Below are 24098 nucleotides of genomic sequence, written 5' to 3' on the forward strand. Positions count from 1 at the left end.
ATCTGGGAATTCGACGCTGAAGATGAAGAAAGCGCCTGCCTCGCACAGTGGATTAAGAACGAAGTGCAGGCAGGGAGCTTCGAGCCGCACGAGGTCGCCATTCTTGTGCGCCAGCGTGCGGATGACGTAGAGGAGCGGCTTGCTCCAATGTTTACGGTGCACGGGCTCAGGCTCCGAAACGTCGCCCGCAAGGTGGGCGATATTGCCATTCAGGACCTGCTCAGCGAGGATCTCACCCACATTATCCTGCGGCTGCTTCGCCTTGGCGCGTCTGATCGAAGTCCAGAGCACTGGACCGCCGCCCTGCAGGACATACAGGTTCTTGAGGCGATTGATCCTGACGACGAGGTGAAACAGCAACGCATTCAGGAGCGGTTGCAGAAATTTGCGTCCGGGATGCGGCGTCTGCTAAAGCGCCTCGATCCTGTCCCGGAGTCCGCAGTGGACGCTGCGTGCAAGGCACTCAATTTCATTGGAGCGAATCGTCTGCGGCAGGCGTTTCCCGCGTATCAGCGACAACCCGACTTTGATCGGGTGTGGAACGGATTCCTGCTTCTACTACAGGAATCGCTCCAGCAGGCGGGCACGTGGTCGGATGCTCTCGACAGATTTGAGGGTCGGGGCCAGGTCCCGCTAATGACGATCCACAAGAGCAAGGGCCTCGAATTCCACACGATCGTGTTCTACGGATTAGATAATAACACTTGGTGGAGTCTGACGCCTGATCGCAAGGAAGAGCTGAATTCCTTCTTTGTAGCCTTCACACGCGCGAAGCAGCGGGCCTTCTTCACGCTCTGCACCAAGCGCGGCAAGCCGATTGACTGGCTGGAAAACTTCCTCCTGCCTGCTGGCGTTCGACGGGTGCGTTTTGAACACAGGAGGAATTAATGAGGAAGTCTGGGGCATCGGCACTGTTAACTCCGGTCTCAACTAACATTATCAGTTCGGCTGCGTTGCTCTACCTGCATCAGAGCTGCAAAACTTCACCCGTTAGTTCGACACTCCATCACTACCCGCTGCTTTGGCAGGGCCCGTCAACCTCGCTAACGAGGCCCTGCGCGCGCACCTCGCGCGGCTGGAGTTGCGGGAGGGCATTGCCGGTCGCCTTTCGTCAAGCCCCGGCGGGGCTTCCACGGCCTCAGCGAGGGCTTATGATGGTTAAGAAATAAAGCCGGTACAGCCCGCGCAGGCGGGCTTCGCATCGGTAGCCCGCGGCTTTAGCCCGCAGCGCTCCACAGGACGCTGTATACGGGCAATCCAAAATCCGAAATGGCGCTACGCCGCCCGTTGCCGCAGTTCATAGGGCTGGATCAAGACCTCCGCCGGCGCCCCCAGGCCCTGGTGCAGCTTGCGGATCATCGCCAGCGTCAGGGCCCGCTGGCGATTGAGCACCTCCGAGACCCGCGCGCGGCTGCCGATGTATGGCTCCAGGTCACGCCGGGTAAGGCCGCGGCTTTCCATGATGTACTCGATCATTGCAATCGGATCGGGCGCCGTGATCGGCACGTGTTGCGCCTCGTAGGCTTCAACCAGCGTGGTGAGCACATCCAGGCGATCACTTTCCGGCGTGCCGAGAGGCGCGGAGAACAGGGTCTCGATTTCCGCAAGCGCCGCCTGATAATCCCCATCATTGCGAATCGGTCTAATCTCCATGATGACGCCTCCAGCTAAACACGCTCCGCGTCAATCTGATCGTATTCCTGGTGCGTGCCAACAAAACCGATGCAGACAATTCCAAAGTCGTAATTGACGGCCACCACAAGGCGATAGTTGTTCCCGCGGATATTAAAGACTACCCGGTTATTCGCCAGGATGCTCGCCGTGGCGTAAGTCTTGCGAATATCACCCGGGGTTTTCCAATCGGCGTGTTTTACATCGTAGTACCAGGCTTTCAGCGCCTGTTCCGCGTCCGCGTGGCGTTCCCAGAACTCTCGCAGGATCTTTTTGGCGATAATGCGCACGGCCTGGCTCGGGCAAGGCGGGACCCTGTCCAGTATAGCATGTTCCCACAACGGGATCAATTCGTGACTTCGACCGAACGCATACTGTTTTCATTTCACCCTCTGGCGCACGACGACAACGCTGCCCGTTGCTCCGCCGCTCCGCGGCACCGCTCACCCGACGGCTTCCGCACCGGGCCGGCGCTGTTTGCGGGAACGCTGGCGCTCACGCCGCACCCTGCCCGCTGCTTCCTCCGAGGATTGCACGCATGTTCGTGTGCTATAATGCGATGTGACAGGCTTGCTCGTTTCGAGGCCCCTGGCGCTGCGCGGTATGGACGATGAAGTTGCGCCGCTCTCCACCGCCGCTGATTCGAAGGTGGTGTTTGTATGAAGCAGACCGGGCAAGTCGTGGCGTTCCGGTTTCCTCAGACCGACCTGTCGGAGGGCAGCGCCGATGACCACCTCGCTTACGTCTAGATACCCGCCGGTGACCGATGAACTATTGCGCGAAATAGTGGAGCGCATCCGAGCGACCGGCAACCCGCTCAAAATTGTGCTGTTCGGCTCGCACGCTCGTGGCGACGCTCGCCCGGACAGCGACCTCGACATCCTGGTGATCGAGGAGTCGGACCTGCCGCGCTACAAGCGCGCGCCGCGCTACCTGCGCGCGCTTGTCGGTCTGTTTCCAGCAAAAGACGTTGTCGTCTGGACGCCGGCCGAGGTGCAGGCGTGGGCCACCGTGCCCCATGCGTTCGTCACGACCGCGCTGCGTGAAGGCAAGGTGCTGTATGAGCGAGGCGATTGACCTGGCGCGCGGCTGGCTGGCCAAGGGGGATAGCGACCTGTTTAGCGCGAGGCTCATCGCGACAAGCTCTGGCCCATATGATACGGCCTGCTTCCATGCCCAGCAGGCCGCTGAGAAGTATCTGAAGGGACTGCTCGCTTTCGCAGGGCAGCCGGTTCCACTCACCCATAACCTTGAGGAGCTTGAGCGCTACTGTGCGACGCTCAATCCAGCGCCGGATTTCACGGGGCTGGACCTGACGCAGTTGACCCCCTACGCCGTCCAGTTGCGGTATGACCCTGGTTTCTGGCCCGATCAGGCTACTGCGGTCGAGGCGCTCGCCCTGGCTGAGCGAGTCCGCACGGCGGTACTGGCCGTGTTGCCCCAGGCCGCGCATCCGCAGAGAACAAATGCATTCATGTAGCGCGTCGCTAATCAACGCTGTGCGACTTGCCAAAACTACAACAGAAAAGGGCGATCAATCCACTTCCACCAGCGGCCCGATCGCCGTCAGGATGTGGTGAGCACATCCAGGCGACCCTTTCCGACGTGCCGAGAGGCGCGGAGAACAGGGTTTCGATTTCCGCAAGCGCCGCCTGATAATCCGCCTTATTCCGCATTGGTCTGATCTCCCTAGTGACGTCTCGAGCCAGGGGTTTAGAACATCGATTGTGGCGGGTAGGCGGAGTATGGCGCAGCTATACGTCAATGAGAATTTCCCACTGCCGGTCGTTGAAGAACCGCGTCGGCGTGCTGACCAGCCACGACAGCGGTCAGGCGGGGCAGGCAACGCCCGATGAAAAGGTCCTGGAATTTGCTGCGGCTGAAACGCGCATCCTGATCACCCTTAACCGCAAGCATTTCGTTCGCTTGCAGCGGGTGCGGCCAGACCACGCTGGCATTTGTGGAACACCTTTGTGCCCCGGCGTCTTTGCGTCATCCGGAAGCCTGGGGGATGATCATCGACGCGAAGACACAAAGACGCGAAGAATACATAAAACGATCTTTGCGCCTTCGCGTCATTCCCAAGCCCTTACGTGCGCCCGCGGGTGCGCTGGCGCAGGGCCTCGAAGAGGATAACGCTTCCGGCGATGGCGGCGTTGAGCGACTCGGCGCGGCCAACCATGGGGATGCCGATGCGATGGGTGGCGTGGGCCAGACCCTCCTGGCTGACGCCGTGGGCCTCGTTGCCGATGATCAGCGCCACGGGTTGCTTCCAGTCGGCGGCGTAGTAGGGCATAGTCGCCCCCGCTTCGGCGGCGTAGACCGCCGGGCAGGCGCTCAACTCGGCGCCGATGGCCTCCCAGTCGAGGTCGGCGCGAATGGGCAGGGTGAAGTGCGCCCCCATTGCGGCCCGCAGCACCTTGGGGGCGTACACATCGGCGGCGCCGCGAGCGCAGAGCGCCAGTCCCACGCCGGCAGCCTCGGCCGAGCGCAGCAGCGTCCCGACATTGCCCGGGTCCTGCAACCCGTCGAGGACCAGGCGCAGGCCGGGCCGCGGGGCGAGTTCGGGCCAGGGGAAGGCCGCGACCACGCCCTGGGGGTGCCGGGTGTCGGCAGCGGCGGCGATCACGGCGGGGCTGGCCTGGTAGCAGGCCGGGCGCCCGGCAAGCCGGGCGAGCAGGTCCGCCCCCTCGGGAGTGCGTTCGAGTTGCTCGGGGGCGTACAGCGCCAGCCGCGGAGCGACCCCGGCATCCAGGGCGGCGGCGACGAGGCGCACGCCTTCAAGAAAGAGGCTGCGCTCGCGGCGGCGCTCCCGGGGGAGATCGCGCAGCGAGCGCAGGAACTTGACGTGCGGATTGGCGGTGCTGGAGATCACAAATCGGCTGATGGGGCGGACGCAGCGCCCTGGGACGCGGCGATGATCACCGGGCGGGCCGGGCGTCCGCCGACGGCGGCCGGGCGCGGGCCGGCAGGCACGCTCATGGCCGCCGCCACCACGTCGCTAAACGCCCTGGGGTCGCGCACGGCCAGATCGGCCAGCATCTTGCGATCAATCTCGATGCCGGCCTGCTTCATGCCTGCCACCAGGCGGCTATAGGTGGTGCCGTTAAGGCGCGCCGCGGCATTGATGCGCATGATCCACAGGCGGCGAAAGTCGCGCTTGCGATGGCGGCGATCACGGTAGGCATAGGCGAGGGCGTGCATTACCGCCTCGTGGGCAACCTTGTAGTGGCGGCTGCGGGCGCCGCGGTAGCCCTTCGCCTGCTTCATCAACTTCTTGTGACGCTTGTGCGTCATGACGCCACGCTTGACACGGGCCATGGTCGGCGTTCCTCCTCTGTGACGGGCAGGCCAGGGGGTGGCTGCATCCCTGAGCTGCGCCCGATAGAACAGTAAGCAATCTTACTCTATACAAACAGGCCGGGTGAAGACCTGTTTTCGTCACCTGTGCAGCGAAGCCGCACAGCGTTGAGGGAATGACGCAGGGAGAGCATAGCCCTCCCGAACCCTCCTCCGGTAAACGCTACTTCAGACCGTAAGGCAACGCCACCTTCAGGTGCGAGCGGTTCGCGGGTGACGAGGGCAATCCCTTGCCCCACTGGCGCTGCGAACGACCGGAGCGCTTGATCTTGTTCCCACGGACGCCCTTCTGTTGCAGCACCTTGCCACTGGCGGTCACTTTAAAGCGGCGCTGGGCGCCCTTGTGGGTTTTCATTTTGGGCATATTACTTCCTCACGCGGCGACCGAAGTCCTCCTCGTCCTCATCATCAAACTCATCAGCGTCAAACTCATCATCGTCGAGCATGTCATCCTGCAGATCGCCCTCGTCCTGCAGATCGCCCTCGTCCTCATCATCGAGTTCTTCAGCCTGCAGATCCGCTTCCTCGTCAAGTTGCCCGGCCTGGACATTGGTCTCGTCTTCAAGATCCTCGTCAGCTTCAGGCGTCGGAGCGCTGGCCGGGCGCTCGGCGGCAACCCCCTGCCGCGCCAGTTTCGCCTTCTCCTTCTGAGCCTGCTGCGCGGCTTTGAGGACCTTGGGGTTCGGGGCGAGCAAGAGCGACAGCACCCGGCCTTCGAGCAGGGGCTTCTGCTCTACCACGGCGATATCGCGCAACTGCTCGGCGATATCTTCCAGCATCTTGCGCCCGATGTCGGGATGCGCCATTTCCCGACCGCGAAAGCGCACGTTGAACTTGACCTTATCCCCCTGGAGCAAGAACTTCCTGGCCTGGTTCGCCTTGGTGGAAATGTCGTGCTCGGCGGTTTTCGGCATCAGGCGGATCTGCTTCAGATCGGCCTGCTTCTGATTGCGCCGCGCCTCGCGTTCCTTCTGGCTCTGCTCATAGCGGAACTTGCCATAGTCGAGCAACCGGCACACCGGCGGCACGGCGTTTGGGGCCACCTCAACCAGATCGAAGCCCCGTTCCTCGGCCAGGGCGAGGGCCTCGCGAATGCCGACAATCCCAACTTGCGCGCCGTTCTCGTCGATCAGCCGCACCTCGCGCGCGCGAATGCGATTGTTGATACGGAACCGATCCCTAATGGCCTGACTCCTTCGTCTTCATAATCTTGCCCGACCATAAGCGCATCTGCCGCTCACTGAGCGGCAGGGCCATGCGTAAGCGACATGTGCGGGTCGCAGCGCCTCTCCTTCCTCTCTTCAGTCGGGCGAGCCACCCATTGCCAATATCGAAAAACCATTATAACAGTCTCAAGGCAGGGCGTCAAACGCTTTCATCCGCAACAGTGTACATCCGCCGATTACATCCTCACCGCAGCGAGCGCGGAGGGTTTCACCAGGCCTGTGCTCCGGGTGTCTCCGGATGCGCCGGGGTAAACCGGAACAGGCGCTCAGACCTGCGCCACGGCGCCAACGGCGAGCATCTCGCGCGCCACGCGCTGTCCGAGTTCAACAGCGAAATTGGTGCCGCGATCCCAGGGATAGACCTGGCTCATGCTCGCCCAGAACAGCCCGTGCAACGGCGTGCGCAGGGGAGGAATGGAACGGCTGTGGTTCACCGGCACAATCGGCTGGGCATACGTTTCCCGGTGCAGCCAGCTCTTACGCACCCAGGCCGGTTCGAACGCCGGATTGACCTGCCGCAGCGCGGGCAGGAACCGGGCCAGCAACTCCTCGTGGCTCAGGCGGAAATATTCGTGGTCCGGGTCGAGATAATCGCCGAGGTAGACCAGATGGTCGCCACCGTAGTAGATCGGTTCGATGAAGTTGGTGTGCTCGACCAGCGCCAGGAAGGGGAACTGGTCCTTGGGCATGTTCACCCAGTATAGGCCGCTGGTGAGCGGGCGTGAAAGGGCCAGGGTGAGCACCACTGCGCCCATCGAGCGCAACTGGCGCAGGCGCCCGAAGTAGGCGTCGGGCAGGTGCGGCACGAGGCGCATGAGCAGCGCCGGCGAGCCAGTGACGAGCAACTGGTCGAATGACTCGGGAGGCAGGCCGGGCGCCAGCACGTCCCAGCCGGCGGCGCTCTGGCGCACGGCGCCGACGGGGGTTCTGAGGCGCGTCTCGACCCCCATGGCGCCGATGACGGCGAGCAGCGCGTCGGCGAACCCCTGGAAGCCGCCCACGAAGTAGCCGAGCTTGAAGCTGCGCGCGCGCAGGCGCGCCCAGAGCCAGGCCATGTTTACCTCGTCGGCATGGCGCCCGAACTTGCCTTCGAGCAGGGGGCGCCAGAGCACCCGGTAGGCGTTCGGCCCAGCCCAGCGTGAGGTCCACGCGGCGGCGGTGGTGCGTTCAAGGCGTCGCCAGTCGGCGTCGAGGTACTTCAGGTAAAAGGCGACCGCGCCAAAGCGGAGGCGGTCGAGCAGCGGGAGGGCGGGGAAGCGCAGCACCTGGAGCGGGCCATTCAGGTCGTAGCCGCGCCCGTTCCACCACTGGGCAGTCACCTGGCTGCGGAAGAAGAGCCGATCACCGTAGCCGATGGCCTCGGCCAGCTTGATAATGGCCCGGTCGGTCTGGAAGATGTGGTGGTAGAACCGTTCGAGGGGCCATGCCCAGCGCTCGTCGCGGAAACCTGAAGCCAGGCCGCCAACCACCGGCGCGGCCTCGAAGACCACCACGGCATGACCGGCGCGGGCCAGTTCGTAGGCCGCGGTCATGCCGGCGATCCCCGCCCCGATGATCGCCACCCTCACGGCGCGACCCTCCGCGCCAGCGCCTCATAGACGCCGACATCCGGCAGCAGCCGCCAGTACCGCGCCTCGCGCAGAACCTGCCAGAAGCGCTGGAGATCCAGCCCCGTCAGGGCGATACCGAGGAAGACCAGGCTAATCCTGAGGCCGATCCAGAACTTCCAGCTACGCAAAGACGCCTCCGCAGGCCACAGTGGACAATCCAACCCGCTCATCTTACCCGGTCAGGCGCACCATTGTCAACGCGCCTCCGGCGTTCGAACGCAACGTCGAGAAACACCCGTCAGGCGCAGCAACGCCGCGCGTCATTGACGAGGCGCTCACTGCAGCCGCGGGACTTCCACAAGGCTCTTGAAAAATAGAACAGACGTGCTATACTGTAAGCGGGCAACGGCGAACATATTTGCCCCAACCGCAACTGACCTCGAAAGGTGGCGGAGATGTACGAGAAGACCATCATCTACGACCCGGAGACTCGCGATTTCGCCATGTACCTCGATGGCGAACTGGTCGGCTTTGCGCGCACCTATCAGGAAGCCGAGGCAACCCTGGACGAGCTTGTCAGCGAACTGCTCCACGAGCGCGCGCGCGTCTACCGGGACGCCGCCTGAGCGCCCGGGCGAGTAGCATCACGCCCCGCGGGCCGGGGCGCGGAGAAACCGGGTTTCCCCGCCTGTCAGGGGCGATATCGTCCGCAACGGTTGCCGGCGCTGGTATAATCACAGACGCATGGAGCCGACGCCGCCGTAGCGCAACCCTCCCCGTCGGGCACGGGGGCCGGGAACGCTACGCCCTGCCACAAAAGCAATCGGATAACCTGGTTATCCGGAGAAGCTCTCAATGGCCGGGGGTCCGTTCCCAAACGGCGGCGCAAGCAGCCTTCTGCCAGTGTGAGGAACCACGTTATGGCCGAGCAATCCTGGTGGCGTCGCCTGGTTGCGGCAATCGATCGAGAGTACGAACGGCGCATTCGGGCGGCGAGCCTGGTCACCGAGTACGGCGCGCCCCACCACGCTGAGCACGAGGAAGCGCACGAGGAAGAAGGCGAAGTGGCCGAGATTGTGAACGTGCCGCGGGGTACGGCCATCGGGCGCGAGCGCCGGGCCGCATCGCACGGGTCGGGTTCGGAGCGCGAAGATTGAGGCATGGCCGTACTCGAGCGGAACTGGCATTAATTGTCCCGGCGGGGGTGATCGGAATGCAGGCCCGGAGCACGGGTCATCTGCGCTCGTCATTCGCGGCGAGGCGCGCGGCCGCCAGTTCGACCAGTTCAGGAAGGATCAGCCCCGGCAGCACCAGCCCGCCCACCCGCACACGCTGGCGCCGGATGGCGGGATCGGCGACCATGGTTCGGGTTTGCTCGCTGTTGAGCCAGGCCAGCAGCTCGCCGAAACTCGCTCCGAGCGACTGCTCCAGGCCGATAAGGATTGAACGGGCCAATCCCTGCCGCTCCGAGCCTTCCTCAGGCGCCAGGGCTGCGGGCGGCAAGGCCACGATCGTCGGCGTCGCCAGATCCAGTTGCACCAGAACGCGGATAAAATCCTCGCCCGGACGCGGCCCGCTCGCATCGAAGCCGACCACGCTGCCCGCTTCCGCTCCGGCAGCCTCGCGCTCCGCCGGGTCAACGATTGCCACCCGCGCGCCAATGTCGAACCCCAATCCTTCGTACCATACGATGCCTGGACCATCGTCATCGCCTCGGCTCAGGGACATGGCTTCCTCCTGAAGTGAACATTGCTCGATGAGAGACTCGGGGAGGGCGGCGCGCTCCCGGAAAAACCTCGTTTTGTCCCGTCATTGCGCAGCGCAGTCGCGCTGTTAATTATACTGATGTTACACGAAAGCAAGAAGGTTCCGAGCAGGTTGCGGGTTGATGCAACACCGTTTGGGGCGCATTCCAGACTCAGGCTTTGTATGCTGATCAGGGCGGCTACGTCGCCCTGATCAGCATACGACACCTTGTCGGACAACGCGGCTGCCTCAGGCCCTGAGGGACCCGAAGATGCCGCATCTGTCGCTGACCGCCGGTTGGAGCAGGGGGCTAACCTCGCCCCGTGGCAACCAGGAGCACCGGCAACGGCTCCGGCTCTGGCTCCTCCTCGGCAATGGCCGCGCAGGCAGTGCGCTCCGCAGGGTCGAGGCCAGGCAGAAGCGGAGCCAGCGCCGGCCATGCGAGCAGGGGCAGCATCGCCGCCAGCGGATCAAGGCCCGGCGGTTCGAGGAGATAGGCTCGCAGGCGCACCTCGCGCAGCCCCGCCCGGCTGAGCGCGGCGTGCAGGTCGCCGCCGAGGTCATCGGCGGGCGGGAGCGACAGATCGGGCGGCAGGCGCCGCGGGGCCAACGGCCAGCGACGGGGCCGCACCCACTGCCGGGTGGCGCTGGCTACCACCAGCACGCCGCCGGGTCGCAGCACGCGCCGGGCCTCGGCCAGGGCGCTGTCGGGATCGGCGAACAGCCCCAGGGCCGTCACGCACCACAGGAGATCGACCGTCGCAGCGCGCAGGGGGAGGTAATGCGCGTCGGCCCGCACCAGACGCGCCGCGGGCGCCGTTGTTTGGGCGGCGGCCAGCGCGTCTGCGTCATGATCAATCCCTATAATCACAGCGCCAGGGCGGCTCCGGGCGGCCAGCCAGACCGTGGTGGCCCCGGATCCGCAGGCCAGGTCCAGAGCCGTGCCTGCCCCCAGGGGGCTGACCGCCTCCAGAGCAGCCCGCAGCAGGGCCGTATGTGGTTCACGCAGGGCTTCGAAATCGCAGGGGGCCATGGCGGGTGACAGGTGTTATATCATTTTGGATTGTGGATTTCGGATTTTAGATTGCTATACAGGGCATCTGAATGCGACCTGGTGACGATGCGCATGCACTCTATTCACCCGGAATTGGTATAACCTGGTTGACGCGCCAGCGCGTCGTGGGTATGCTACCTGTGGGCGCAACCCGGAGGGTTGCGCTACAATTCTGTTCTCGGACGGCAATGCTGTTCCCGGACGGGCAGGGGCGTGGGAAAACCAGGTTTCCCCGTCTTTACATCAGTGCGGAGCGCAACCTATGCTGCCACCAATCGCCCTGCAGCGCCTGCGGGCCTACGAAGGGCCGCATATCTACGGCCCCTGGACGGGTGTGCTGCTGCGGGTGCGCTGTGATAGCGATCGCTCGCTGCGGCTGCGCGCGGCAATCAAGGACGGGGCGCAGTTCATCGGTCTGGTGATTGCCTATCTCGAGGTCACAGCGCGCGCCGATGGGCCGGGCTACGCGCTTACCGCCACGTTCACCACCGACGCGCCACGGCTGGGGGCCGATCTTTGCGCCTACGTGGTGGAGGGCATTAGCGCCGAGGCGTGCGGCGATGAGACCTGGGATCGTGACGGGCCGCTCTTCGCCCTTCAGGCCCGGCGGCGCGCCGAGGGACTGCCGGTGGCGGCCCTGCAACTCATCGCCGAGGCCCGGCGCCGCAACCTGCCCTGCTTCACGCGGGCCGACGGGCGGGTGCAGATTGGCTATGGCGCGCGGGGCTGGAGCTTCGACCCTGAGCCGCTCCGCGCACGGGGCGCGCAGGCGCCCCAACCGCCCTGGGAGCGCCTCGGACGCATCCCTATTATCGCTGTGACCGGCGGGGCGCTGCGGAGCGTCGCGGTTGAGCGCATGGCTGCGGAACTCGCGGGCCTCGGAGCGCAACCCGCCGTGATTGACCAGGCCGGCTTTACGGCCATCCGTGAACTGCTCGCCGATCCACGCACCGAGGCGCTGGTGGCCGGTCTCGATACTGGCGACATCCTGCGGCGCGGGGTGGCCTTCGACGCCTGCGACCTGGCGGTGATCAGCGACCGGGGCGATGAGGCGCCGCCTGATGCCGATGATGACGACGAGTGGCTCCGCGCCCTCGGCGTGCCGATGCTACTCGCCGCCCAGCCTGCGCGCATCAACCTGGGCGACCCGCATCTGCTGCCCCTGGTGCCGTATGCACCGTATGGGGTGCTGGGGTTGTAGAATCCCCGGACAGGCGGGCAACCTTCAAGGCGCCCTTCCCTGGCGGGCAACCTTGAAGGTTGCCCTACCTTACCGAAATTCGTCATTCACTCCCGCCAGTGCTTCTGGCGGGGGACGCAACACATCGGCGGGCAGTTCGGCCAGGGGCGTCGGCCCGAGGCCCAGGCTCTCGGCCAGGGTGGGCCGGTCTTCGCTCAGGTAGATCAGGCCGGTGATGAACTCGCCCGCAGCCCGCGCCCGCTCCAGCAGCATCAGAGCCGCCAGGCGGTCAGAGGGGTCGTGATCGGCGGCCAGGCGACGCAGGCGGATGACCGGGCCGTCGTGGAGCCGCACGTCGCGCACCTCCCCCGGCGCAAACTCCTCGACCATTTCCTCGTAGCGCGGGATGAAGGTCACGTCGTGCAGCGGCTCTTCGTGGGCTTTGCCATAGGCGTAGCTCTTGGTCGAGTCATCGTGGTTGTTGAAGGTGACGCAGGGGCTGATCACGTCAATTACCGCCGTGCCATGGAAGGCGAAGGCGGCCTTGATCAGCTCACGCACCTGCTTCGCGTCGCCAGCGAACGAGCGGGCCACGAAGCCGCAGCCGGCGATCAGGGCCTCGGCGCACAGGTCAATCGGCGGCAGCAGGTTCACCCCGGCGTGCTTCAGCCTGGCCCCCTCGTCGGCGGTGGCCGAGAACTGCCCCTTGGTCAGGCCGTAGACCCCGTTGTTCTCGATGATATAAACCATCGGCACATTGCGCCGCAGCAGGTGCTTGAAGCCGCCCAGCCCGATGCTGCCGGTGTCGCCGTCGCCGCTCACGGCGAGGGGGATCAGGGTGTGGTTGGCCACGTGCGCGCCGGTGGTCACCGCTGGCATGCGTCCGTGCAGCGAGTTGAAGCCGTGCGAGCGCCCCAGGAAGTAGGCCGCTGACTTGCTCGAGCAGCCAATGCCGCTCATGCGGATTACCCGATGGGGCGGCAGCGACAACTCAAAGGCCGCGGCGATGATCTGGCTGGAGACCGAGTCGTGACCGCAGCCGGCGCACAGCGTCGAAGGCGCGCCGCGATAATCCGCTTTGGTTAGACCAAGAGCGTTGACAGGCTGGCGTGCGGTGGTCATAGCTAGTGCTCCTGTTGGAGAAAGGAGGGGAAACCAGGTTGCTCCGCGCCCCTGCCTGGCGGGAGAGTTGCGCCTTTCCGGGTGGGGGCGCAAAATCGTTCGCTCAGAGCCGGTGAAGCCGGGTCTCCTCTCGAATGTAGGGTTTTCTGGCAATACCTTGCATTGCATTCCCCATCCGGGGCATTGGCGCGCCCGGTCCCCCGCGCTCGCGCGCGGGCAAGAGCAAGTGGGTTGGGGGTGAGGGTCGTATGCGCATTCAGATGTCGAGGTTGGGCGACGTCGGCGAAGGCGGCGGCGGCGGCGCCGCGCTCGGCGTCGGCATGGGCGGCGCCATGGGCGGCGGCGCCGCAGTCGTCGTCGGCATGGGCGGCGGCGCTGCTGTCGTCGTCGGCATGGGCGGCGCCATGGGCGGCGGCGCCGCAGTCGTCGTCGGCATGGGCGGCGGCGCCGCGGTCGGTGTCGGCCCGGACGGGGCCTGGAAAGGCGACCACGCGCTCACCGGGACCGATACGACCACAGGAGACACTCCTTCCACCTCAGCGATATTGGTGATAATCGTACCCGGCGAGACGGTTTCGCGCACCTGCACATCAATCCGCAGGTTGGCCGGAAAGATGTCGCTGACGGTCAACACGCACGTGATCACCTGGTAGCCGCTGCACGTGCCCGATTCCGTGCCAACATTCAACACCTCTAGATCAGGACTGATCCGACTCACCAGGGTCACCTCACGGGCGGGGTAATCCCAGACCATGACGCTGATATAGTAACTGAAATTCATACCCGGCGCCGCTTCTGAAACCGATGCCATACTCACGAGGCGCGGCATCGATTCGCCGGGAGCAACGGTCGGCGTAGGCGTGGGATATAGCCAGGTGTCTGACCGTTCGGCGCCGGATGGCCAGGGACCCGCGGCGGCCGGCGTGTACGTCGGGTATGGGATTGGCGCCTGGTGCGGAACCGATGCCTGTGGGCGAGCCAGGCTGGTGAACCAGAAGAAGAACACCCCGGCAACGACAGCTATAGCCATGAACAGCCATATCCAGCTCGGAATACGTTCACGAGCGGCGCGCTCGCCGGCCGGCGCGGGGGGATCGAAGCTGGTCGTGGGGCGTTCAAAGGTTGGCGACGCCGGTTCAAAGGTCGTCGCGGGGCGGGGAACGGTCGGCGTGGTCAGGGTGAAGGTCGGGGCGGGAGGCGGAGTGGACGCAACCGGTTCCGCCGGCGGGCGCAGTTGGAGCGTCGGCGGGGATTGCCCTGCCGCCAGGGCCGTCAGGTCCGCGGCCAGCTCCCCCGCCGACCGGTAGCGCGCGCGGGGATCCTTCGCCAGCGCCCGCTCAATCACTATCCGGGTCGCGGCGGGCAACCAGGGCCGGTGCGCCCGCACGTCGGGGATTGGCTCGGTCACGTGGGCCACCAGCGTGCCGAGGGGCGTATCGGTCTGGTACGGTGGCCGCCCGGTGAGCATTTCAAAGAGCATGACCCCCAGGGCGTACACGTCCACCAGCGGCGACAGGCCGCCGGGCCGGGACAATTCGGGGGCCATGTAGTCAGGCGTGCCGATCACCGCGCTGCGGGTCAATACGGTCGAAGCCTGCATCATCCAGACCACGCCAAAATCAGCCAGGTAGGGCTGGCCGGTCTGGTCGAAGAGCACATTGTCGGGCTTGACATCGCGGTGGATTAGCCCGGCGGCGTGGGCGGCGTCAAGGGCCGGGGCCAGCTCGGCGATGATCCGCGCCGCCTGGGCCAGGGGCAGGGGGCCGCGGCGCAGGCGGTCCGCCAGGGAGCCGCCGGTCATCAGGCGCATGACCATGTACGGCTGGCCCTCGTGTTCGCCGGAGTCATAGAGGGGCACAATCGCTGGATGCTCGAGTGCTGCCACGGCCTCGACCTCGCGGCGGAAGCGGGCGCGGAAGGCGGGGTCGTGCAGTAGTTCGCGGGGCAGTACCTTCACTGCCACTTCGCGCTCGGCCTCCGGATCGAAGGCCCGGTAGACAACGGCCATGCCGCCGCGGCCCAGTTCGCTCCGGATCTGGTAACGCCCGATGGTTCGCGGGAGCATCAAGTTGGTCCTTCGCGATTGGTGCTAAAGCCAGGTTTGCCCTGTCGAACACCCCCCCTCGATGTCCTTCCACGTCAACTGCGCAATTTCATCCCACGACGGCGAGCCTGGTTCGAGTTTCGCCCGTTTGATGCGCCCCGGTTTCCGCTTGAGGATCTCACTGACTGTTGTTTCCAGATCCATCATACCAATTCCCGCACCGCCTCCGCAACAAACTCCGCCGTGAGGGGCAGGCCGTCGCTATGAGCCACGCTCAGCAGGCGCGCGGCGTGCTCGGGGCAGTGCGTGCGCAGCAGGTCGCGCATCTGGCCGTCGTGGTTCAGTTCCACCACGACGCAACGCCGGTGCCGCGCCACGAAGCGGCGTGCCGCCTCGCCCAGGGGCACGGCCCGCAGGCGCAGGAAACTGGTAGGCAGGCCCTGGGCGCGCAGCAGGTCGCGCGCCTCGCGGATCACCGCCTCCGTCGAGCCGAACCCGATCAACCCCACCGTCGCCTCAGGATCATGCTCCTCGAGCGGCCGGGGCGCAAGCCGCCGCGCCGTTTCATACTTGCGGCTCAGGCGCTCCATGTTGGCCTTCCAGTCCTCCGGGCGCTCGCTGTAGACGTTGCGCTCGTTATGCCCGGTTCCCCGGCTGAGGGTGGCGGCGAGCGGATGGGGGTTGCCGGGCAGGGTTCGGGCGCCGATCCCGTCGCCATCGGGGTCGGCGAAGCGCACGAAGCTGCCGAGGCGTTCCAGGTCGGCGGCGCTCAGCACTTTGCCCCGGTCCATAGGCGCGTCGGGATAGACCAGCGGTTCGCTGGTCCAGAGATTCATGCCCAGATCAAGGTCGCTGAGAACAAAGACGAGGGTCTGGAGGCGTTCGGCCAGGTCGAAGGCGCGCCAGCCAAATTCGAAGCACTCGGCCACGTTCCCTGGCAGCAGCACGACGTGGCGCGCGTCTCCGTGGCCGAGGAAGGCGGCGGCCCGCAGATCGCCCTGGGCGGTGCGCGTCGGCAGGCCGGTGCTGGGACCGACGCGCTGCACGTCCCAGACGACGCAGGGGATTTCAGCGAAGTAGGCCAGACCGGCGAACTCGGTCATCAGCGAGAGGCCGGGGCCGGAGGTGCAGGTCATGGCGCGGGCGCCGGCCCACCCTGCGCCAACGGCCATGCCCAGGGCGGCGATCTCGTCTTCGGCCTGCACGATGGCATAGGTGGGATGCCCGTCGGGGCCGGTGCGCAGGCGTGGCAGGTAGGCGCCGAGGGCGTCGGCGAGGCTGGTGGCCGGGGTGATGGGGTACCATGCCAGGAAGCTTACGCCGCCGAAGATCGCGCCGAGGGCGGCAGCGGTGTTGCCGTCAATCAGGATCTTGCCTTCAGTCGCCCGCAACGGCGCCAGGCGGAAGCGCGGCGCGGCGAGCGCCTGGGGATAGGCGGCTACGAAATGCTCGTAGGCGCCCCGCACCACGCTGAAGTTCAGCGCCGCAGGCTGCGCCCTGCCCTTGAAGTGATGCAGCAGGGCGCTGTGGATATGCTCAGGTTCGATGCCGATCAGGGCGGCCAGCGCGCCCACGTAGACCATATTGGCGGCATACTCGCGCAGACGCAGCTCAAAGCCGCTGGCGGCGACGATCTCTTTGACCGGCAGGGGATAGCCGGTCACGTCATCGCGCCGGGGGCGCCAGGGGCCGTCCGCGGGGTACAGGCAGATCCCGCCGGGAGGCAGGGCCGCCAGGTCGGCCTCGGCGGTGCGGGGGTTGAAGGCGATCAGGATTGGAGCTGCGGCAGGGCGGGCGCTGTAGCTCCGGGCGCTCACACGGATGGTGAACCAGGTGGGTTCACCCTGGATATTCGAGGGAAAGAGGTTCTTGCCATTCACCGGGATGCCCATACGGAAGATGGCTCGCAGAATGGCCTGGTTGGCCGTCTGGCTCCCGGAGCCGTTGATCGTCGCCACGGTAATGGCGAACTCATTGATAGTTGGCACGTCTGGGATGTTTGTGGGCGTCATTGTTTCTCCATGAGTGGTCTGTAAATGAAGTCTTTCGCTGAACCCTCAACCCTCTCCCTTCTCAGGTGTAGGGTTTTCCGGCGCATCCTCGCCTCGCATGCGCCATCCGGGGCATTGGGACGCCCAACTCCCCCCTCTCCTGCCTGCGGGAGAGGGGGGCGGGGGGTGAGGATCGTAAGCGCATGCGAATGCCGAAAACCCCTGCTCGCCCAAAAAACCCTGCCCCTGAGAGAAGGCTGGGAGGGGGGCGAAAATGCAAGAAAACTTCGTTCACAGACCAGTAAATGATGCATCCGGCAAGCCATTTGTCATGCTGAGCGCGGCGAAGCATCTCGGCCGGGACCCTTCGCTGCGCTCAGGGTGACAGGGAACTTGCCGGATGCGCCAGTAAGCGGCATGTTTCGCCAGTCTCGTTAGCCAGATGGTCGGGGAAGAGGGTTTCCGGGAGGGCTTCGCCCTTCCGGACCCTCCTGGAACGTGCCGGAGGTTGCGCGGAGGCGCAGCCTCTCCGCGCCTCCCTTGCAAGGGGGCGGAGGTTTAGCGAAAAACTCAATTGACAGACCAGGCTGCCCTTACCGAAAACCCCTTCGCGACTCACCGCGACTGCACGCCCCCGGCGCGCAGCAGCGCCCGCAGGGTGCGCATGCCCTGATGCTCCAGGCGCGTCGCCTGGGCCAGGAAGAGCTGGGCGGTGGTCAGGGCGTCGTTGAGCGCGTTGTGCTGGGGATAGACCGGCAGGTTGTACTGGATGGCCAGGGCGCGGAGCTGAATGGCAGGAACAGGCATATCGCGGCTGATCTCGCCGAGCAACTGGGCGTTCTGGTGCAGCGTAGCCGCGAGGCGCGAGGTGTCCAGAATCGGGCCGTGCAGGCGCGTGCAGTAGCTCAGGTCGAGAGCCTGATTGAGGAAGCCGACATCAATACGCGCCACGTGCACCACCAGCACCCGCTGGGCCAGGCGGTCGAGCAACTCCGGCAGTACGGCGTCAATAGGCGGGGCATCGGCCAGGTCGGCGCGCAGCAAGCCGTGGATGCGGATGGAAGACGCCTCGACCATCAACCCCGCAGGCGGGCGAATCAGCGAGTACCAGCGCCGGTCGAGACGGACGCGGGCCTGATCGATCTCCACCAGGCCTACAGCCAGGAGGGCGTCGCGCCGGGCGTCGAGGCCGCTGGTCTCGACATCAAGCACCACATAGCGCACATCGCGCCAGTACGAACGTCCATCGGGCCACGGTCCGACTTCATAGGCGCGCACCAGGTCGGACACGGCCCGCTTGCGTTGCCAGGGCAACCTCATCGTTATCCCCCTCGCGAAGTGGGGCAGAGCGGCGCGTCCCTCGGCGCGAACGGAGACGTGTCCAGGAGCGCCGGACATTCATCCGGCATCCCTTGAACCACGGCTTTCCGCGCATCCGTGACTGCCGTAAGGCAGAGGCGCGACGCCCCACAAGCAACACCCCGAGCCCGTTGCGTCTCCGCGCCGTTGCGTCATCCTGCGATTCGCCCGGTCTGATAGACCGTGGCAATGCCCCGCTGGACGCGGGCGATGGCCTGGAGCGATTCCTTCAGTTCACGTTGTTCGAGCGGGCTCAGGTCAGTATAGACGATCAGATTGGTCGGCTCCTCGCCGCGCTCAATCTGGGCGCGCTGGTGGCGCAGGCGCAGCAGGCTGAGCAATTCAAAGGCGCTGACCAGGCTTTCGGCCTCGGTTTCGCCAATGCTGGCCGCGGGCCATGAGCGGCGCAGGCGCCCGACAGTGCTGGTGTCAATGCACCCCGCTTCGAGGGCGAAGATGCGGGCCAGATCCACCACCATCGCCGTGCCGCGATGTTTGAGATCGATCAGGTTCTTTTGATCGCCGCGACGCTCCAGCACCACATTGCGAAACAGGTTCAATGGCGCCGGATTGCGCAACGCGGCGCGGGCCAGCCGGCCCAGGAAGATCTTATTGCCGCGGGCGCGGACGATAATCGGGCGCAGACCCCCTTCGGCATAGAGGGTGCCGTGTATCTGGCGAAAGTCAAAGAAGATCCCCGAGCGCAGGAGGGCCTCCTCATCAGGCACATCGATCCAGTGCGCAAAGGTGGCCTGCCAGACCGAGAGGGGCTGGCGCCACTGCGGATTGGAGGCCATAATGTTGCCCCGGCAGCGGGGGAAGCCACAGGCGACCAGCCGTTCCACCACCGTTTCGGCCAGCACGCGGAAGTACTCGGGAGCATCGGGCGGATGCTCATCGGCGTAGATCAGCGCGTTATCCTGGTCGGTGCGGAGGGTCTGCTCATAGCGGCCTTCACTGCCCAGCACAAGCCAGGCATAAGGAACAGGCGGCGGGCCAAGCTCGGTTTCGACATCGCGCAGGATGCGCTGGATAAGGGCGTCGTGGGCCACTGCCACAACGCGCCCAATATCCGAGACGCGCACCCCGGCATCGAGCAGCGCGCCGACGGTCGCGGTCACCTGATCGCCGTAACGTCGCAGATCGTCGAGGGTCGTGGCGCGTTGGAGCTGCCGCGGCAGGAAGAGAGGGCTGTTGCTCTGGCGGCGCAGAATATCGGTATGCGTCACCATGCCCACCACCACGCCATCACGTGTCACCGGCAGATGATGGATATGGCGCTCAAGCATAAGCAGCATAGCCTCGAAGGCCAGCGCCGTGACGGGCAGCGAGACGACGGGGGCAGTCATTACCTGGCGCAGGGGCGTGCTGTCGGGCAGCCCGGCGGCCAGCACCCGGTTGCGCAGATCCCGGTCGGTGATGATCCCCGAGTTCTGGTCGTAGACCTCGTAGGGTGGCAGATTGACCAGCAAACAACTCACATTATGGTCGCGCATCATCTGGGCCGCCTCACGCACCGTGGCGTCAGGATGGATCGCGATCAGCGGCTGGCTGATCAACTCCTGGAGCCGGGTCTGGAAGAGGGAGGGTTCGGCGGTCTGATGCCGGCTGCGCACGGCGAAGGTGAGGCGGTGGAGAGCCGAGGCGGCGAAATAGCTGGCAAAGGGTGGATATTCAGCCTGAAGGCGGTAGAAGATCTCGGCAGGGAGGAGGTAGGCCAGCACCTCGGTGCGGGTGCGCACGGTGACAATGGGCGAGCGGCGGCGAATGAGCGAGGGGTAGCCGAAGGCTTCGCCAGGGCCGAGGCTGTCGAAGACCAGCACCTCGCCCTCTTCCTCGCGCACAAAATCCACCATGCCCTTGCGCACGATGTAGAGAAACTCGGCTGGCGGACCGCCGAAGGTCAACACATCATAATGGGCCGGGAAGTATTCAATCTGAATGTGTTCAGCGGCAAGCATAGCCGCCTCGGGCGGCAGTTGATCAAAGGGCGGATAGGCGCGCAGAAAGGCGGCGATCTCGTCCATATGCATCTCACGATCGACAGGCGCTCGCGGACAGGGTTCACATGCACACCTGCGTGGAGGTGTGGAGCTGTAGAGCTGTGGAGGTGAGGGCCAGAATGTCGGGCAGGGTTGAATAGCGCCTTGGTTCTGGTTCAGGAGTGGTTATCCAAACTTTTCCACACCTCCACACCTCCACGCCCCCACAGACGCGGTGCGGTGGAACGGCGGAGCGACAGTCAGGACCGGGCGACCGGGTGTGAAGCAAGTTTTAACCTCATTGTACAGGCAACGCCAGCCCCGGCAAGAGGCAAAAAAAGCCCTCGCGGGCAGCGAGGGCGGTCAGGAGGTGACGCGGTCGAAGCACTAACGCCGCTCGATAAGCAGACGGATCGCGGTGCGCTCTTCTTCATCAATGGCCACGTCAATAAACGAAGGCACGCAAACGATATCAATCCCTTCCTCGTTCAGGTAGCTTCGGGCGATCGCGACGGCCTTAATGGCCTGGTTGGTGGCGCCCGCGCCGATCGACTGCACCTCGGCCATCCCATTCTCACGGATAACACCGGCAATGGCCCCGGCCACGGCACTTGGGCGCGAGCGCGTCGACACTTTCAGCACCTCTGCTGAACGCTGGGTTTCGACGCCCTGAGGGGCGGCGGCGCCAACAGCGCGAGCGATAGGCAGCTGCTGAGAGTTGGTCATGTGGTCCTCCTCTGTGTGGTTTGGGTCCGATATGATTGGCTGGTCTTCAGACCGCGTCTCAAGGCTCATCGCAGCCTTGCCTCCTCTCGTGAGATGGGGTGGTGCGCGGCTCGCAGCACGCTTACAGGTATTCAATTGTACCACAAGCGGTCGGACTGCACCCGCCCAATTTCCAGGAATCGGGATGACGGGCGATCAGGCCCGTCATCCGAGCTATAGTCAGCGCGCGTAGTCAACAGCTCTCGTTTCGCGAATAATTGTCACCTTGATTTGACCGGGATATTGCAAGCTTTCCTCGATCTTTTTGGCGACATCGCGGGCGAGGTGAATACTGGCAAGATCATCGATCTGGTCAGGTTGGACCATTACGCGCACCTCGCGGCCCGCCTGTACGGCGAAGGCCCGTTGCACGCCGGGGAAGGACGTGGCAACGGTTTCCAGGGCTTCCAGGCGCTTGATGTACAGGTCAAGCGTCTCGCGGCGCGCGCCGGGGCGCCCGCCGGAGATAGCGTCGGCGGCGATGACCAGAAAGGCCTCGACAGTGGTCGGTTCTTCGTCGTAGTGGTGCGCGGCGATGGCATGCACAATGGCCGGGGAGCGCCCCAGGCGCCGGGCGATGTCGGCGCCGATGAGCGCATGCGGCCCCTGCACCTCGTGATCGACGGCCTTGCCAATGTCGTGGAGCAGGGCGGCCGTCTTGGCGACGTTGACGTTGGCGCCGAGTTCGGCGGCCATATGCGCAGCCAGGAGGGAACATTCCAGCGAATGTTGCAACACGTTCTGACCATAGCTGGTGCGATACTTCAGCCGCCCGAGCAGCTTGATCAGATCCGGGTGCAGGCCCTGCACGTTCGCCTCATAGGCGACGCGCTCGCCCTCCTCGCGCATCACGTTCTCCAGTTCGAGCTGGGTTTTCTGCACCACTTCTTCAATCCGGGCGGGATGGATGCGCCCGTCTTTCAGAAGTTTGATCAGCGCCACCCGCGCCACTTCCCGGCGCACCGGGTCGTGGCACGAGAGGGTCACAGCTTCGGGAGTGTCGTCAACGATGATATCCACGCCGGTGTACTGTTCGAAGGCGCGGATATTGCGCCCCTCCCGTCCGATGATCCGACCTTTAAGTTCTTCGCTGGGCAGGTTCACCGTCGAGACGGTCATCTCGGCGACATAGTCGGTGGCGCAGCGCTGGATCGCCAGGCCGATCACCTTGCGCGCCGTTTTCTCGGCCTCATCGCGCGCCTGCTGCTCGATCTCGCGAATGCGACGCGCAGCCTCGTCGCGGGCCTCGCGCTCGACCTGGGCCAGGATCAACGCCCGCGCCTCGTCGCGCCCGAGTTGCGAGATCCGCTCAAGCTCGGCGACCTGCTGGAGCTTGAGCCGTTCGGCCTCCTGGTGCAATTGCTCGATCTGCCGCTCGCGGCTCTGGAGCTGGCGTTCGCGCCGTTCCAACCCTTCGAGCTTGCGATCGAGATTCTCCTCCTTGCGTTGCAGGCGCTCTTCCTGCTTCTGCAAGCCCTGGCGGCTTTCGCGCAATTCCGCCTCGGCATCGTTGCGGATGCGCAGGGCCTCGTCCTTTGCCTGAAGCAGAATTTCCTTTTGCTGGGATCGCGCTTCTTCGAGCAATAAGCGAGCTTCGGCGGTTTTCTGCTGAGCCAGCGAGTTGAGGCCGTGGTTGACATAGGCTATGCCCAGCCCGGCGCCAATGCCCAGACCCACGACCAGGGCCAGCGCGACCCACAGGAGATCTGTCACAGTGGCCTCCTATGCAGTTGTTAATGTGCACCATGCGGGGCGACCCGCTTACGTCCGCCCCGCTGTGCTGAGTCGAACCGGAATATGGAGATCATACCCCACAGGTAGGCTAATAATACTAACGTCGAGTCGGGCTGTCAAGAATATTCCCGCCCGCAGATGCGGGCGATCCGGCCGTTACTTGCGCAGGCTTGCCCCGAGCGCGCAGCGGCGCGGCGGAGGGGCGTGTCAACCTCCTCGCGCCCCCATGCGGCCGGCGGTTTGCCCCCTACGAGCGCTTCTGGTATAATCCTGCGGGTGTTTGCCCACCGCGTCATCAAATATCTCCGCCGATGTCTGGCACGCTGGTAGTGTGGATTTCGGATTTTGGATTAGTTGTCCGGTCGTCGGTGGTAGATTGCCCCAGTTGGATATGGTTCGCCAGGATCCAATCCAAAATCCACAATCCAAAATCCAAAATCACATATCACCCCCAGACGTTCCAAGGAGGATCTCCGTATGATCCCAAAGCCCTGGCACGCCATCGTCGCGCTGGTCGCGCTCCTAGGCGTCCTGCCCCTGCTGGCCACCTGTGGCAGCCAGCCAGGCAGCCCTGGCGCCAGCCTGTACGTGCAGCAGGTGACGGCCAATCCCGGCGCCTATGCCGGCAAGGAGATCACCGTTGACGGCGCCTATGTCTGGCGCCCCGGCGATCCTTCGCTCTCGGTGCTGGCCCTGGGAGTCAGCACGCTCGACAACGGCCTCGATGCCCAGCCCCTGGGTGATGCGATCTGGCTGGAGGGCTTTCCCGCCGAGGTTACCGAACACCTGCACCGTCCGGGCGATGCCGTCTATGGTTTCGTGCGCGTGCGCGGCGAGTTTCTGGCGAGCGGCGGCTATGGCCCTGGCGGGCAGTACCAGTACCAGTTGAACGTTAAGAGCGCTGAGCCGATCGAACGGGTGCGCCGCGTGGAGCAGCGCATTGAGGACCGGCCCCTCGAAGACGGCAAGGTCTCCTTCTTTGAGTTGCAGCGCAATCCGGAACGCTACAATGGCCAGACGGTCACCACGCAGGGGTACTACTTCTGGAACGGGGTGATCTACGTGCTTGCCGAGGGGATCAGCACCGAGGAAGATGGCTCCAGCCCGCAGCCGCTTGGCAATCCGATCTGGATGGAAGGCTTTCCGCCCGATCAGTCGGCTCTGCTCAACCTGGGGCCGAATAACAGCTACGTCTGGGGCGCGGTCGAGGTGACCGGCGTCTTTCAGACCGGCGGCGGCTTCGGCAAGGATGGGGCCTATCAGAGTCTCCTCGTCGTAAACCCGAACGGCGCCCGGCCCCTGTAAAGCCGCGTC

At 65.0% G+C, this 24098-nt stretch carries 23 protein-coding genes and 2 pseudogenes; 7 read left to right on the forward strand and 18 right to left on the reverse strand.

All coding sequences use genetic code 11. From position 1 onward, the window contains the following. Positions 1 to 888, forward strand: an 888-nt coding sequence (locus tag NZU74_18670) for a hypothetical protein (protein ID MCS6883358.1), incomplete at its 5' end; no start/stop codon positions are given. Between the two features lie 387 nt (positions 889 to 1275). Here NZU74_18670 and NZU74_18675 read toward each other — a convergent pair. Both NZU74_18675 and NZU74_18680 read right to left on the reverse strand, forming a co-directional pair. After that, positions 1276 to 1653, reverse strand: coding sequence for a hypothetical protein (locus NZU74_18675; protein ID MCS6883359.1), 378 nt, complete (start codon positions 1651 to 1653; stop codon positions 1276 to 1278). 14 nt (positions 1654 to 1667) lie between these two features. Beyond that, positions 1668 to 1961 carry a type II toxin-antitoxin system HigB family toxin gene (locus tag NZU74_18680; GenBank protein ID MCS6883360.1) on the reverse strand — a complete coding sequence of 98 codons (294 nt, stop codon included), beginning with the start codon at positions 1959 to 1961 and terminating at the stop codon, positions 1668 to 1670. Positions 1962 to 2397: 436 nt separating this feature from the next. Between NZU74_18680 and NZU74_18685 the strand changes: the two genes are divergently transcribed. Then, the gene (locus tag NZU74_18685) at positions 2398 to 2748 is read left to right on the forward strand and encodes a nucleotidyltransferase domain-containing protein (protein ID MCS6883361.1); all 351 of its coding nucleotides are present in this window, start codon (positions 2398 to 2400) and stop codon (positions 2746 to 2748) included. After that, on the forward strand, positions 2732 to 3151 hold the full coding sequence (locus NZU74_18690) for a HEPN domain-containing protein (GenBank protein MCS6883362.1): 420 nt from the start codon (positions 2732 to 2734) through the stop codon (positions 3149 to 3151). Before NZU74_18685 ends, NZU74_18690 begins: the two co-directional genes overlap by 17 nt. Positions 3152 to 3760: 609 nt before the next feature. Here the strand turns inward: NZU74_18690 and NZU74_18695 are convergent. The 6 genes and pseudogenes from NZU74_18695 to NZU74_18720 form a co-directional block, all read right to left on the reverse strand. Further along, complete coding sequence (locus NZU74_18695) at positions 3761 to 4546, reverse strand: RNA methyltransferase (GenBank protein ID MCS6883363.1); 786 nt, start codon at positions 4544 to 4546, stop codon at positions 3761 to 3763. Positions 4547 to 4653: 107 nt separating this feature from the next. Beyond that, a pseudogene (rplT, locus tag NZU74_18700) lies at positions 4654 to 4992 on the reverse strand (50S ribosomal protein L20). Between the two features lie 202 nt (positions 4993 to 5194). Further along, a complete protein-coding gene (locus NZU74_18705) occupies positions 5195 to 5386 on the reverse strand; it encodes a 50S ribosomal protein L35 (protein ID MCS6883364.1) in 192 nt (63 codons plus the stop codon). A gap of 319 nt (positions 5387 to 5705) precedes the next feature. After that, positions 5706 to 6197: pseudogene (gene infC / locus NZU74_18710) on the reverse strand (translation initiation factor IF-3). A 326-nt stretch (positions 6198 to 6523) separates the two neighbouring features. Beyond that, a complete protein-coding gene (locus NZU74_18715) occupies positions 6524 to 7825 on the reverse strand; it encodes an NAD(P)/FAD-dependent oxidoreductase (protein MCS6883365.1) in 1302 nt (433 codons plus the stop codon). Beyond that, positions 7822 to 7995 carry a hypothetical protein gene (locus NZU74_18720; protein ID MCS6883366.1) on the reverse strand — a complete coding sequence of 58 codons (174 nt, stop codon included), beginning with the start codon at positions 7993 to 7995 and terminating at the stop codon, positions 7822 to 7824. The genes NZU74_18715 and NZU74_18720 overlap by 4 nt, the downstream gene beginning before the upstream one ends. A gap of 267 nt (positions 7996 to 8262) precedes the next feature. On the opposite strand from NZU74_18720, the gene NZU74_18725 reads away from it, so the two are divergent. Together NZU74_18725 and NZU74_18730 are read left to right on the forward strand one after the other, a co-directional pair. Continuing rightward, a complete protein-coding gene (locus NZU74_18725; protein MCS6883367.1) occupies positions 8263 to 8433 on the forward strand; it encodes a hypothetical protein in 171 nt (56 codons plus the stop codon). A gap of 294 nt (positions 8434 to 8727) precedes the next feature. Then, positions 8728 to 8964: a hypothetical protein gene (locus NZU74_18730; protein MCS6883368.1), complete on the forward strand. Its 237-nt coding sequence runs from the start codon at positions 8728 to 8730 to the stop codon at positions 8962 to 8964. 76 nt (positions 8965 to 9040) lie between these two features. On the opposite strand, the gene NZU74_18735 is transcribed toward NZU74_18730, so the two are convergent. Next, the gene (locus NZU74_18735) at positions 9041 to 9535 is read right to left on the reverse strand and encodes a hypothetical protein (protein MCS6883369.1); all 495 of its coding nucleotides are present in this window, start codon (positions 9533 to 9535) and stop codon (positions 9041 to 9043) included. A 328-nt stretch (positions 9536 to 9863) separates the two neighbouring features. Continuing rightward, complete coding sequence (locus NZU74_18740) at positions 9864 to 10586, reverse strand: methyltransferase domain-containing protein (GenBank protein ID MCS6883370.1); 723 nt, start codon at positions 10584 to 10586, stop codon at positions 9864 to 9866. A 283-nt stretch (positions 10587 to 10869) separates the two neighbouring features. Here NZU74_18740 and NZU74_18745 point away from each other — a divergent pair, with 283 nt between their 5' ends. Further along, the gene (locus tag NZU74_18745; protein ID MCS6883371.1) at positions 10870 to 11808 is read left to right on the forward strand and encodes a DUF4938 domain-containing protein; all 939 of its coding nucleotides are present in this window, start codon (positions 10870 to 10872) and stop codon (positions 11806 to 11808) included. Positions 11809 to 11877: 69 nt separating this feature from the next. Here the strand turns inward: NZU74_18745 and NZU74_18750 are convergent, their stop codons facing one another. The 8 genes from NZU74_18750 to rny form a co-directional block, all read right to left on the reverse strand. Further along, positions 11878 to 12909 carry a 2-oxoacid:ferredoxin oxidoreductase subunit beta gene (locus NZU74_18750; GenBank protein MCS6883372.1) on the reverse strand — a complete coding sequence of 344 codons (1032 nt, stop codon included), beginning with the start codon at positions 12907 to 12909 and terminating at the stop codon, positions 11878 to 11880. Between the two features lie 256 nt (positions 12910 to 13165). After that, positions 13166 to 14974: a protein kinase gene (locus NZU74_18755; protein MCS6883373.1), complete on the reverse strand. Its 1809-nt coding sequence runs from the start codon at positions 14972 to 14974 to the stop codon at positions 13166 to 13168. Positions 14975 to 14998: 24 nt separating this feature from the next. Continuing rightward, positions 14999 to 15160, reverse strand: a complete 162-nt coding sequence (locus NZU74_18760; protein MCS6883374.1) for a hypothetical protein — start codon at positions 15158 to 15160, stop codon at positions 14999 to 15001. Beyond that, positions 15157 to 16965: a 2-oxoacid:acceptor oxidoreductase subunit alpha gene (locus tag NZU74_18765; protein MCS6883375.1), complete on the reverse strand. Its 1809-nt coding sequence runs from the start codon at positions 16963 to 16965 to the stop codon at positions 15157 to 15159. The genes NZU74_18760 and NZU74_18765 overlap by 4 nt, the downstream gene beginning before the upstream one ends. 594 nt (positions 16966 to 17559) lie before the next feature. Then, entirely contained in the window at positions 17560 to 18264 is a 705-nt protein-coding gene (locus tag NZU74_18770; protein ID MCS6883376.1) for an exonuclease domain-containing protein, read from the reverse strand. A gap of 191 nt (positions 18265 to 18455) precedes the next feature. Beyond that, entirely contained in the window at positions 18456 to 20330 is a 1875-nt protein-coding gene (locus NZU74_18775; GenBank protein ID MCS6883377.1) for a DUF294 nucleotidyltransferase-like domain-containing protein, read from the reverse strand. Positions 20331 to 20672: 342 nt separating this feature from the next. Continuing rightward, complete coding sequence (locus NZU74_18780; protein ID MCS6883378.1) at positions 20673 to 20927, reverse strand: stage V sporulation protein S; 255 nt, start codon at positions 20925 to 20927, stop codon at positions 20673 to 20675. A 303-nt stretch (positions 20928 to 21230) separates the two neighbouring features. Then, a complete protein-coding gene (rny, locus tag NZU74_18785; protein MCS6883379.1) occupies positions 21231 to 22763 on the reverse strand; it encodes a ribonuclease Y in 1533 nt (510 codons plus the stop codon). 498 nt (positions 22764 to 23261) lie between these two features. Between rny and NZU74_18790 the strand changes: the two genes are divergently transcribed. After that, a complete protein-coding gene (locus NZU74_18790; GenBank protein MCS6883380.1) occupies positions 23262 to 24089 on the forward strand; it encodes a hypothetical protein in 828 nt (275 codons plus the stop codon). Positions 24090 to 24098 lie beyond the last annotated feature (9 nt).

Source organism: Chloroflexaceae bacterium, assembly GCA_025057155.1.
Taxonomy (GTDB): Bacteria; Chloroflexota; Chloroflexia; order Chloroflexales; family Chloroflexaceae; genus JACAEO01.